Below are 12357 nucleotides of genomic sequence, written 5' to 3'. Positions count from 1 at the left end.
CTTGCTGCGACACGCCGGCCCACGAACCGAGCCCAGCCCCCACGCGCGCCCCGCACAACAGTGCGGCGGCACGCCCAGCGGGCCGGCGGAGTCACCCCCACCCTCACTCCCGGGACCACCCCAGTGCCCGGGACACACCTCTGGAGCCGCTGTGCACACGCGCCGCCGCACCTCCCGCCTCCTCGCGCCACTGACCGTGGCCGCGCTGGCCCTGCCACTGGCCCTCGCCGCCACCCCGGCACGGGCCGACGGTCCCACGGCGGGCAGTCCCGCCGCCCCGAGTCCCGCCGCCGTGAGCAGTACGGCCGCCAACCCCACGGCCGCCGTCGCCATGGGCGACAGCTACATCTCCGGCGAAGCCGGTCGCTGGAAGGGCAACAGCCTCACCACCTCCACGAGCCGCGCCGGAACCGACCGGGCCTGGACAGGCAGCGCCTACGACCCGTCCCGGGTCTACGGGGCCAGCGCCGGCAACGGCTGCGACCGCTCGGACGTCGCCGAGATCCGCCGCGCCCCCACCACCGCGCAGTACCAGATCAACCTGGCCTGCTCGGGCGCCACCTCCGTGAACATCCCCCGTGCGGCCAGCGGCGGGCAGTCCTACAAGGGCGAGGCCCCGCAGGCCGACCAGCTCGCCCAGGTCGCCCGCGACTACAACGTCAAGCTCATCTCACTCTCGATAGGCGGCAACGACCTCGGCTTCGCCGACGTCATCGTCTCCTGCGTCGAGGACTACGAGATCTGGAACTCCTACTGCCACGACGACCAGCAGGAGGCCGTCGACTCCCGGATGGCCGGGGCCATGGCCGGCGTCGCCAAGTCGATCGACGAGATCCGTGCCGTCATGACCCAGGCCGGCCAGGCCCCCGACAGCTACCGGATCGTCCTCCAGTCGTACCCGTCCCCGATTCCGCGCAGCTCCGAGAACCGCTACCCCGAGAGCGGCTGGAGCCGGACCAGCACCGGCGGCTGCCCGTTCTGGAACCAGGACGCCGACTGGGCCCGGGACCGTCTGGTCCCGCAGATCTCCGACCGGCTCGCGCGCGTCGCCGCCGCGAAGGGCGTGCAGTTCCTCGACCTCCGGGACATGCTCCAGGGTCGTGAGGTCTGCTCCACCGCGACCCGCCTGGCCACGCCCAGCAGCCCGCCCACCGCGACCGGGAGCGAGTGGGCCCGCTTCCTCGACTTCGGCGTCACCGTCCAGGGCACCATCGAGGAGTCGTTCCACCCCAACTACTACGGCCAGCAGGCCCTCGGGCGCTGCCTGACCCTGCTGGACGCCAAGGGGAGCGGCAACTGGTCCTGCCGCAACACGGCCGGCCGCGACTCCACCGGCATGTACCTCACCGCCCGGTAGCCGGCCCGGCAGCCGGCTCGGTGGCGCCGGCACCGCGACGGGCCGCTCCTGCCTGCCCCGGCCGGGAGGAGCGGCCCGTCGCCGGTGAGAGGCGACAGGCCCCCTTGGCGGGTCGCCCGGGAAATCTTGTATGGTGCTTGGCGAATCATCCAGAGGGGTGGAGGGACCGGCCCTACGAAGCCCCGGCAACTCCCCGGTCGACTCGGCGTCCGAAGTACGCGCCGCGCCGTCCGGGATCAGTGCCAACTCCGGCCTGTCGCCAATGTGGCGCGGGAAAGATGAGGAGACACGGTGCTCTCTGTGCTGTCCTTCGCCCGGGCGCTTCCCGCCCCGGCCCTTCCGCGTACCCGTCTCGTGCCCGGCGCAGGCAATCGGCCGACTTCTCCGGCCTGCCCTCGCTGACCACCCCCGCTCCCCACGGGGGGCGTCCGCGAGTGAAGCCCTGCTGCTGCTCGCGGGATCTGAGACGGAGTACCCATCCATGGAGAACACGAGCGGCGTCGGCGTGCTCGACAAGGTCACCTCGATCCTCGGCACCCTGGAGGCCGGTCCCGCCACCCTGGCCGGACTCGTCACCGCCACCGGCCTGGCACGTCCCACCGCCCACCGGCTCGCCGTCGCACTCGAACAGCACCGACTGGTCGCGCGGGACATGCAGGGCCGGTTCATGCTCGGCCCGCGACTCACCGAGCTCTCGGCGGCCGCCGGCGAGGACCGCCTGCTGGCGGCCGCCGGACCGGTCCTCACCCACCTGCGCGACGTCACCGGCGAGAGCGCCCAGCTCTACCGCCGACAGGGCGAGATCCGGATCTGCGTGGCCGCCGTCGAGCGCCTCTCAGGGCTGCGCGACACCGTCCCCGTTGGAGTCACCCTCCCCATGAAGGTCGGATCCGCGGCCCAGATCCTGCTCGCCTGGGAGGAGCCCGAGCGCCTGCACCGCGGCCTGCAGGGCGCCCGTTTCACCGCGACCGCCCTCAGCGGTGTACGGCGCCGCGGCTGGGCCCAGTCCATCGGTGAGCGCGAGCTCGGGGTCGCCTCCGTCTCCGCACCCGTCCGCGGCCCGTCCAACCGGGTCGTGGCCGCCGTCTCGGTCTCCGGCCCGATCGAACGGCTCACCCGCCACCCCGGCGCTCACCTCTCCCAGGCCGTCGTCGAGGCGGCCGCCCGCCTCACCGAAGCCCTGAGCCACTCCTGATCGGCCGGCATCCTCGTCGCGACGCAGCTCCTTGCCGAGCGGTGGGACGGGCGGTTTGTCTCCTGCGCCGAGTAGGAGTAATCTCGCCCAGTCGCTCGGCAGGGAGCACCGGACACGCAATGGCGCGGACGGTCCCGGGGCGGCCGATCCCTTGAAACACCATTCCTTCCCTTCCGGGGCCGGGTCGCGTCTTGTCGCGCTCCTGTTCGGGTCGGGGTCTATTCGGTGTGTGCGTTTATGGGGATTGCGGCCGGATTCGCCTTTCGGGGCGGGGGTCGGCTAGAGTTTGGAACGTCGGACGGGGCGAACAGCCGCAGAAGACGCGGTGAGTTGGATGAACGAAGCCCCGGAAAACGGAGCGGAAATCGTCTGATAAGCTGGAAACACGAAAGAACGAAGCGCCCGGAGGGCCGGTGTGAGAGCCGCCTGAAGGAAGTGTCCGTTCCTTGAGAACTCAACAGCGTGCCAAAAGTCAACGCCAGATATGTTGACATCCCCGGCCTCGGATCATCCGGGGTTGGAGATTCCTTTTGAAATAACACTAGCGAGGACGCAGTGCGCGGGGCCGCCCTATTCCGGTGGTTGCCGTGCCGCTCAACGCGGGTGTTTCGCCCGATTACGGGCAAGCATTCACGGAGAGTTTGATCCTGGCTCAGGACGAACGCTGGCGGCGTGCTTAACACATGCAAGTCGAACGGTGAAGCCCTTCGGGGTGGATCAGTGGCGAACGGGTGAGTAACACGTGGGCAATCTGCCCTGCACTCTGGGACAAGCCCTGGAAACGGGGTCTAATACCGGATATGACCTTCCTCCGCATGGGGGTTGGTGGAAAGCTCCGGCGGTGCAGGATGAGCCCGCGGCCTATCAGCTTGTTGGTGGGGTAATGGCCTACCAAGGCGACGACGGGTAGCCGGCCTGAGAGGGCGACCGGCCACACTGGGACTGAGACACGGCCCAGACTCCTACGGGAGGCAGCAGTGGGGAATATTGCACAATGGGCGAAAGCCTGATGCAGCGACGCCGCGTGAGGGATGACGGCCTTCGGGTTGTAAACCTCTTTCAGCAGGGAAGAAGCGCAAGTGACGGTACCTGCAGAAGAAGCACCGGCTAACTACGTGCCAGCAGCCGCGGTAATACGTAGGGTGCGAGCGTTGTCCGGAATTATTGGGCGTAAAGAGCTCGTAGGCGGCCTGTCGCGTCGGATGTGAAAGCCCGGGGCTTAACCCCGGGTCTGCATTCGATACGGGCAGGCTAGAGTGTGGTAGGGGAGATCGGAATTCCTGGTGTAGCGGTGAAATGCGCAGATATCAGGAGGAACACCGGTGGCGAAGGCGGATCTCTGGGCCATTACTGACGCTGAGGAGCGAAAGCGTGGGGAGCGAACAGGATTAGATACCCTGGTAGTCCACGCCGTAAACGTTGGGAACTAGGTGTTGGCGACATTCCACGTCGTCGGTGCCGCAGCTAACGCATTAAGTTCCCCGCCTGGGGAGTACGGCCGCAAGGCTAAAACTCAAAGGAATTGACGGGGGCCCGCACAAGCAGCGGAGCATGTGGCTTAATTCGACGCAACGCGAAGAACCTTACCAAGGCTTGACATATGCCGGAAACGTCTAGAGATAGGCGCCCCCTTGTGGTCGGTATACAGGTGGTGCATGGTTGTCGTCAGCTCGTGTCGTGAGATGTTGGGTTAAGTCCCGCAACGAGCGCAACCCTTGTTCTGTGTTGCCAGCGAGTAATGTCGGGGACTCACAGGAGACTGCCGGGGTCAACTCGGAGGAAGGTGGGGACGACGTCAAATCATCATGCCCCTTATGTCTTGGGCTGCACACGTGCTACAATGGTCGGTACAAAGGGCTGCGATGCCGCGAGGCGGAGCGAATCCCAAAAAGCCGGCCTCAGTTCGGATTGGGGTCTGCAACTCGACCCCATGAAGTTGGAGTTGCTAGTAATCGCAGATCAGCATGCTGCGGTGAATACGTTCCCGGGCCTTGTACACACCGCCCGTCACGTCACGAAAGTCGGTAACACCCGAAGCCGGTGGCCTAACCCGTAAGGGGAGGAGCCGTCGAAGGTGGGACCAGCGATTGGGACGAAGTCGTAACAAGGTAGCCGTACCGGAAGGTGCGGCTGGATCACCTCCTTTCTAAGGAGCACATAGCAGCTTCGGGCGAATGTCCCGGAGTGCTCGCTCATGGGTGGAACGTTGACTATTCGGCACAGTTCAGACGATGTCTCCTAGTACTGCTTCGGCGTGGAAGAGAGGTCATGGTGTGGGTGTGTCGGGCACGTTGTTGGGTCCTGAGGGAACGGCTGTATGGTCGTTGCTTCAGAGTTGCCGGTCTCACTGAAGAGGTGCCTTCGGGTTCTTGGAGGTGGGTGACTGGTCGTTGTTTGAGAACTGCACAGTGGACGCGAGCATCTGTGGCCAAGTTTTTAAGGGCGCACGGTGGATGCCTTGGCACCAGGAACCGATGAAGGACGTGGGAGGCCGCGATAGGCCCCGGGGAGCTGTCAACCGAGCTTTGATCCGGGGGTGTCCGAATGGGGAAACCCGGCAGTCGTCATGGGCTGTCACCCGCTGCTGAACACATAGGCAGTGTGGAGGGAACGCGGGGAAGTGAAACATCTCAGTACCCGCAGGAAGAGAAAACAACCGTGATTCCGGGAGTAGTGGCGAGCGAAACCGGATGAGGCTAAACCTAGGTGGTGTGAGACCCGGCAGGGGTTGCCGCTTGGGGGTTGTGGGAATGAGCTTCAGTCGTCTGCCGGCGGCTGGGCGAGTCAGAAACCGTATGGATAGTCGAAGGACATGCGAAAGGTCCGGCGTAGAGGGTAAGACCCCCGTAGGCGAAATCTGTACGGCTTGCTTGCTCATCTCCCAAGTAGCACGGGGCCCGAGAAATCCCGTGTGAATCTGGCGGGACCACCCGCTAAGCCTAAATATTCCCTGGTGACCGATAGCGGATAGTACCGTGAGGGAATGGTGAAAAGTACCGCGGGAGCGGAGTGAAATAGTACCTGAAACCGTGTGCCTACAAGCCGTGGGAGCGTCGTCATCAGCTTGCTGGTGGCCGTGACTGCGTGCCTTTTGAAGAATGAGCCTGCGAGTTTGCGGTGTGTAGCGAGGTTAACCCGTGTGGGGTAGCCGTAGCGAAAGCGAGTCCGAATAGGGCGACCCAGTTGCATGCCCAAGACCCGAAGCGGAGTGATCTAGCCATGGGCAGGTTGAAGCGCGGGTAAGACCGTGTGGAGGACCGAACCCACCAGGGTTGAAAACCTGGGGGATGACCTGTGGTTAGGGGTGAAAGGCCAATCAAACTCCGTGATAGCTGGTTCTCCCCGAAATGCATTTAGGTGCAGCGTCACGTGTTTCTTGCCGGAGGTAGAGCACTGGATAGGCGATGGGCCTCACCGGGTTACTGACCTTAGCCAAACTCCGAATGCCGGTAAGTGAGAGCGTGGCAGTGAGACTGTGGGGGATAAGCTCCATGGTCGAGAGGGAAACAGCCCAGAACACCGACTAAGGTCCCTAAGCGTGTGCTAAGTGGGAAAGGATGTGGAGTCGCAGAGACAACCAGGAGGTTGGCTTAGAAGCAGCCACCCTTGAAAGAGTGCGTAATAGCTCACTGGTCAAGTGATTCCGCGCCGACAATGTAGCGGGGCTCAAGCACACCACCGAAGTCGTGTCATTCACATAATAGGCCCAACGGCTGTGTGGATGGGTAGGGGAGCGTCGTGTGCCGGGTGAAGCGGCCGAGGAATCGAGTCGTGGACGGTATACGAGTGAGAATGCAGGCATGAGTAGCGATACAAGAGTGGGAAACTCTTGCGCCGATTGACCAAGGGTTCCTGGGTCAAGCTGATCTGCCCAGGGTAAGTCGGGACCTAAGGCGAGGCCGACAGGCGTAGTCGATGGACAACGGGTTGATATTCCCGTACCCGCTTTGAAGCGCCAACGCTGAACCAGGTGATGCTAAAGCCGTGAAGCCGGCCCGGAGTCTTCGGATGATGGGACGTGGTGGAGCCGCTGAACCAAGCCTGTAGTAGGTGAGCGATGGGGTGACGCAGGAAGGTAGTCCAGCCCGGGCGGTGGTTGTCCCGGGGTAAGGGTGTAGGACGAACGGTAGGCAAATCCGCCGTTCACGTAGTCTGAGACCTGATGCCGAGCCGATTGTGGTGAAGTGGATGATCCTATGCTGTCGAGAAAAGCCTCTAGCGAGTTTCATGGCGGCCCGTACCCCAAACCGACTCAGGTGGTCAGGTAGAGAATACCGAGGCGTTCGGGTGAACTATGGTTAAGGAACTCGGCAAAATGCCCCCGTAACTTCGGGAGAAGGGGGGCCATTCCTGGTGATGACACGTGCTGTCTGAGCTGGGGGTGGCCGCAGAGACCAGCGAGAAGCGACTGTTTACTAAAAACACAGGTCCGTGCGAAGCCGTAAGGCGATGTATACGGACTGACGCCTGCCCGGTGCTGGAACGTTAAGGGGACCGGTTAGCTAGAGTTCGCTCTGGCGAAGCTGAGAACTTAAGCGCCAGTAAACGGCGGTGGTAACTATAACCATCCTAAGGTAGCGAAATTCCTTGTCGGGTAAGTTCCGACCTGCACGAATGGCGTAACGACTTCTCGACTGTCTCAACCATAGGCCCGGTGAAATTGCATTACGAGTAAAGATGCTCGTTTCGCGCAGCAGGACGGAAAGACCCCGGGACCTTTACTATAGCTTGATATTGGTGTTCGGTTCGGCTTGTGTAGGATAGGTGGGAGACTTTGAAGCGGCAACGCCAGTTGTTGTGGAGTCGTCGTTGAAATACCACTCTGGTCGTGCTGGATGTCTAACCTGGGTCCGTGATCCGGATCAGGGACAGTGTCTGGTGGGTAGTTTAACTGGGGCGGTTGCCTCCTAAAGGGTAACGGAGGCGCCCAAAGGTTCCCTCAGCCTGGTTGGCAATCAGGTGTTGAGTGTAAGTGCACAAGGGAGCTTGACTGTGAGACTGACGGGTCGAGCAGGTACGAAAGTAGGGACTAGTGATCCGGCGGTGGCTTGTGGAAGCGCCGTCGCTCAACGGATAAAAGGTACCCCGGGGATAACAGGCTGATCTTCCCCAAGAGTCCATATCGACGGGATGGTTTGGCACCTCGATGTCGGCTCGTCGCATCCTGGGGCTGGAGTAGGTCCCAAGGGTTGGGCTGTTCGCCCATTAAAGCGGTACGCGAGCTGGGTTTAGAACGTCGTGAGACAGTTCGGTCCCTATCCGCTGTGCGCGTAGGAGTGTTGAGAAGGGCTGTCCCTAGTACGAGAGGACCGGGACGGACGAACCTCTGGTGTGCCAGTTGTTCTGCCAAGGGCATGGCTGGTTGGCTACGTTCGGGAGGGATAACCGCTGAAAGCATCTAAGCGGGAAGCCTGCTTCGAGATGAGCACTCCCACCTCCTTGAGAGGGTAAGGCTCCCAGTAGACGACTGGGTTGATAGGCCGGATATGGAAGCCCTGTGAGGGGTGGAGTTGACCGGTACTAATAGGCCGAGGGCTTGTCCTCAGTTGCTCGCGTCCACTGTGTTGTTCTGAAACAACGACCCCCGCCATCGATGGGTGGGCGGTAGATAGTTTCATAGTGTTTCGGTGGTCATAGCGTGAGGGAAACGCCCGGTTACATTCCGAACCCGGAAGCTAAGCCTCACAGCGCCGGTGGTACTGCAGGGGGGACCCTGTGGGAGAGTAGGACGCCGCCGAACAATTCTTCTGAAGAACCCCCGGTCCGGGAACGGATCGGGGGTTCTTCGCATTTCGGGAGCCTTGTCACTCGTCGGTCCCCGCACGGCGAGGCCGGGTGATCCGCCGGGTCGGACGGGCACGCGACGAGGCGGGCGGGGGAGACCACGGGCGGCCGCTCCGGAGTGTGCACGGGCATGTCGCGCAGGTGGTCGCCGTGCGTGGTCACGGCGGGCGATATGCCCCTCTCACCTCCGGGAGGGGACCATGGGTGTATGGCCAGAGACACGGGCCCCGTCACCCGGCCGCCTCTGCGCCGGCCGGGTGGCCGTCGTGGGCGGCGAGATTCACGCGCAGTTACGAAAGGGCCTTCGGCGTACCGGCTGCGGTCGATGATGAACATCCGCAGCGTCGCCGGGCAGATGTTCGTCCTGCAGGTGTTGATCGTGCTGTTGCTCGTGGTGGCAGCCGTCGTCGCGCTGCTGATCCAGTCCCGCAGTGATCGGTACGACGCGGCGCGGGACCGCTCGCTCGCCGCCGCTCAGGCGTTCGCCCACAGTCCCGGGCTGGTGGACGCGATGCAGGGCCCCGATCCGAGCGCCGTGCTCCAGCCGCTGACCGAGGCGGCCCGCAAGGACGCCCATGTCGACTTCATCGTGGTGACCGACAGGAACGGCACCCGCTACACCCACCCCCAGCCCGAACAGATCGGCAAGCAGTTCGTCGGCACCATCGGGCCGTCGCTGAACGGCGCGGTCACCGTCGAGCAGGTGCACGGTCCGCTGGGGCTGGAGTACCAGGTGGTGGTCCCGGTCGAGGACGCCAACGGTTCGGTCGTGGGCATCGTGTCGTCCGGGATGAAGGTCGCCAACGTGAGCAGCGCGGTGAACCGGCAGCTGCCGGTCGTCCTGGGTGCCGGCACCGTCGCACTCGGCCTGGCCACGGCCGGTACGGCGCTGGTGGGCAGACGTCTCCTGCGGCAGACCCACGGTCTGGGGCCGGAGGAGATGACCAGGATGTACGAGCACCACGACGCGGTGCTGCACGCGGTGCGCGAGGGCGTGGCCATCGTCGGCGGCGACGGACGGGTCCGGCTCGCCAACGACGAGGCCCGGCGGCTGCTCGACCTGCCGCCCGACGTGGAGGGGCGTGCCGTCGACGGTCTCGGCCTCGCTCCCCGTACGGCCGAACTACTGGTCTCCGGCCGCGCGGTCAGCGACGAGGTGCTTCCCGTCGGTGAGCGTCTGCTGGCGGTCAACACCCGCCCCACCGACAGCGGCGGCGGCCCGCCCGGCAGTGTCACCACCCTGCGCGACTCGACCGAACTGCTCGCTCTCGCGGGGAAGGCGGAGGTCGCGCGTGGCCGGCTCAGACTGCTGTACGACGCGAGCATGTCGATCGGTACCACCCTGGACGTCCGGCGCACCGCCGAGGAGCTCGCGCAGGTGGCCACCCGGGAGTTCTGCGACTACGCCACCGTCGACCTCGCCGAGGAGGTCCTGCGGGGCGAGGAGCCGCCGATCCTGGCGGTCGGTGCCCCGGTGGAGCTGGAGCGGGTGGCGGTCACGGGCGTCCGCGACGACTCGCCGCTGTACTCCCAGGGGGAACTGGTCAGGTGGGCCGGGAGCACCCCGCACGCGGCGGGGTTCGTCAGCGGGCGTTCGGCACTGGTCCCCGAGGTGGCGGCCGACGCCGGGTGGCGCAAACAGGACGCCGAGCGCACGCGGGCGGTCATGGACTTCGGTCTGGTGTCGCTGATCGCCGTCCCGCTGACGGCACGGGGCGTGCTGATGGGCGTCGCGTGCTACTGGCGTGGCCGGGACAAGGAGCCGTTCGACGAGGACGACCTCTCCCTGGGCGAGGAACTGGCCGCCCGGGCCGCCGTGTCCATCGACAACGCCCGTCGCTTCACGCGCGAGCACACGATGGCCGTCACCCTGCAGCACAGCCTGCTGCCGCGCGGGCTGCCCGAGCAGAGCGCGCTCGACGTCGCCTACCGATACCTGCCGGCCCAGGCGGGGGTCGGCGGTGACTGGTTCGACGTCATCCCGCTCTCGGGCACCCGGGTGGCGCTCGTCGTGGGCGACGTCGTCGGCCACGGCCTCCACGCGGCCGCGACCATGGGCCGGCTGCGTACCGCGGTCCAGAACTTCTCCACCCTCGACCTGCCACCGGACGAGCTCCTGGGCCACCTGGACGACCTGGTCAGCCACATCGACCAGGAGGCGGCCGCGGTCGAGGGGTCGCTCGCGATCACCGGCGCCACCTGCCTCTACGCCATCTACGACCCCACCACCGCCACCTGCGTCCTGGCCCGGGCGGGTCACCCCCCGCCCGCCCTCGTCCGCCCGGACGGCGTGGCGGAGGTGCTGGACCTTCCCGCCGGTCCGCCGCTCGGCCTGGGCGGGATGCCCTTCGAGGCGATGGAGGTGCGGCTCGACCCGGGCAGCAGTCTGGTCCTCTACACCGACGGCCTGATCGAGGACCGCACCCGGGACCTCGGGGTCGGCCTGGACGTGCTCACCGCCTCCCTGGCCCAGCCCGACCGGTCGCCCCAGGAGGCCTGCGACGCGGTGCTCGACGCCCTGCTGCCCGCCCGCCAGACCGACGACATCGCGCTCCTCGTCGCCCGCACCCGGGTGCTGGAGCCCGGCCGGACCGCCGAGTGGGAGGTGGCCAAGACTCCCTCGGCCGTGGCCCGGGCCCGTGCCGACGCCACCCGGCAGCTCACCGAGTGGGGCCTGGACGAGGCCGTGTTCGTCACCGAGTTGGTGCTCAGCGAGCTGGTGACCAATGCCATCCGCTACGCGACCGGTCCGATCACGATGCGGCTGCTCTACGACCGCACGCTGATCTGTGAGGTCTCGGACACCAGCAGCACCGCCCCGCACCTGCGCTACGCGGTCGCCGACGACGAGGGCGGCCGCGGTCTGTTCCTCGTCGCGCGGCTCGCCGAACGCTGGGGCGTCCGCTACACCCCGCAGGGGAAGATCATTTGGGCGGAGCAGTTCCTGGAACCGGGCGCCGGGACGGCCTGGCCGCTGGACGCGATGGCCTGGTCCGTCGACGAGGCGGCCTGGCCCGAGGACGAGTAGGGCGCGAGCCGGGCGGCCGGCAGGGCCACGGGCCACGGCGGTGTGCGCCGCCCGGCCGGGGGCTCAGCGGTGCGCGCGGCGGGCCCGGAGGTACTCGCGGCCGAGCAGGCGGAGGGCGGCGGGCCTGGAGGGGCCCGCCGAGCGGTGCAGCAGGGCGGGGACGTCCGCGCGGGCAGCTGCGCTGGTCAGTTCGTCCAGGCCGATCATGCAGCGGACCATCGGCCGGTGGGCGGGCGGCACGAGAGCGACTACGGCGCGGCCCTCCGTGAGGGTGTGGTCGACCAGATCGAGCTGCTCGGTGATCATCGCCCGGACGGCCGGGAGGTCGCGGGCCTGCTCCAGGTCGGCGCGGCTGACCCCGTGCCGTTCGAGGCTCTGCTCGGGGATCGTCAGGCGGCCGTCGGCCAGGTCCTCGGCGAGGTCGCTGACGAAGTCGAGCCGCTGGCCGGCGTCGATGAAGGTTCGGCAGGAGGCCCGGTAGGCGGTCTGGTCGCCGTCCGGGCCCAGCAGGGTGGCGACGACCATGAACGCGGGCAGCGAGTAGGCGTCCACGTAGCGCTGGTAGTCGGCCTCGGTGGCGAATCCGGCGAAGTCGAGGTCGGCGAGGGCCCCGGCCAGGTGCTCCAGCGCACGGCCGTGCAGGGCAGGGTGGGCGGCGACGGTGTTCAGCAGCGGACGCAGTTCGGGGTTGTCGGTGCCACCGGTGGCGAGGCCGTCGGCGACCTCCTGCTCCCAGCGCGCGTACGCCGCCTTCCGCCCGTCGAGCGGGCCGCTGTCGAGCAGGCCGTCGGTGCGGTGCATGAAGGCGGTGGCCGCGATCACGTGCGGCACGAGCGGCGCCGGCAGGAGGAGCCGTGCGGCGAGCACGGCCTCCCGCTTGTACCGCGTGACCTGTCGGCGCTGCCGGCCGTAGTCCTCGCGCAGTCCGGGGTCGTTGATCCCGGCCGCGTCCAGAGCGCTCTCCCAGCTGCCCACTCGCGTCCGCCTCTCCCT

4 protein-coding genes, 3 rRNA genes and 1 riboswitch are annotated in these 12357 nt (G+C 66.3%); of the genes, 6 read left to right on the top strand and 1 reads right to left on the bottom strand.

Features of this window, described 5'->3' with window-relative positions; all coding sequences use genetic code 11:
* The first annotated feature begins 151 nt into the window (after positions 1-151).
* The 6 genes from ACF9IK_RS05120 (at position 152) to ACF9IK_RS05095 (ending at position 11364) form a co-directional block, all read left to right on the top strand.
* Positions 152-1357 carry a GDSL-type esterase/lipase family protein gene (locus ACF9IK_RS05120; protein WP_395293035.1) on the top strand — a complete coding sequence of 402 codons (1206 nt, stop codon included), beginning with the start codon at positions 152-154 and terminating at the stop codon, positions 1355-1357.
* A gap of 142 nt (positions 1358-1499) precedes the next feature.
* Positions 1500-1642: riboswitch (SAM riboswitch) on the top strand.
* 196 nt (positions 1643-1838) lie between these two features.
* Positions 1839-2552 carry an IclR family transcriptional regulator gene (locus ACF9IK_RS05115; RefSeq protein ID WP_395293034.1) on the top strand — a complete coding sequence of 238 codons (714 nt, stop codon included), beginning with the start codon at positions 1839-1841 and terminating at the stop codon, positions 2550-2552.
* 629 nt (positions 2553-3181) lie between these two features.
* Positions 3182-4698, top strand: a 16S ribosomal RNA gene (locus ACF9IK_RS05110).
* Positions 4699-4978: 280 nt separating this feature from the next.
* Positions 4979-8096: ribosomal RNA gene (locus ACF9IK_RS05105) — 23S ribosomal RNA — on the top strand.
* Between the two features lie 79 nt (positions 8097-8175).
* Positions 8176-8292: ribosomal RNA gene (rrf, locus tag ACF9IK_RS05100) — 5S ribosomal RNA — on the top strand.
* The 16S, 23S and 5S rRNA genes sit together here, the layout of an rRNA operon.
* 369 nt (positions 8293-8661) lie before the next feature.
* On the top strand, positions 8662-11364 hold the full coding sequence (locus ACF9IK_RS05095) for a SpoIIE family protein phosphatase (protein ID WP_395293033.1): 2703 nt from the start codon (positions 8662-8664) through the stop codon (positions 11362-11364).
* Between the two features lie 63 nt (positions 11365-11427).
* Here ACF9IK_RS05095 and ACF9IK_RS05090 read toward each other — a convergent pair whose 3' ends face one another.
* A complete protein-coding gene (locus ACF9IK_RS05090) occupies positions 11428-12339 on the bottom strand; it encodes a phytoene/squalene synthase family protein (RefSeq protein WP_395293032.1) in 912 nt (303 codons plus the stop codon).
* Positions 12340-12357 lie beyond the last annotated feature (18 nt).

This window comes from Kitasatospora hibisci, assembly GCF_043950205.1.
Lineage (GTDB): Bacteria > Actinomycetota > Actinomycetes > Streptomycetales > Streptomycetaceae > Kitasatospora > Kitasatospora hibisci.
This window is presented reverse-complemented; position numbering and strand designations above follow the sequence as displayed.

Bases quoted from the DNA above. Each gene is read 5' to 3' on its own strand.
- ACF9IK_RS05115 (WP_395293034.1), top strand. From the start codon at position 1,839: ATGGAGAACACGAGCGGCGTCGGCGTGCTCGACAAGGTCACCTCGATC.
- ACF9IK_RS05095 (WP_395293033.1), top strand. From the start codon at position 8,662: ATGATGAACATCCGCAGCGTCGCCGGGCAGATGTTCGTCCTGCAGGTG.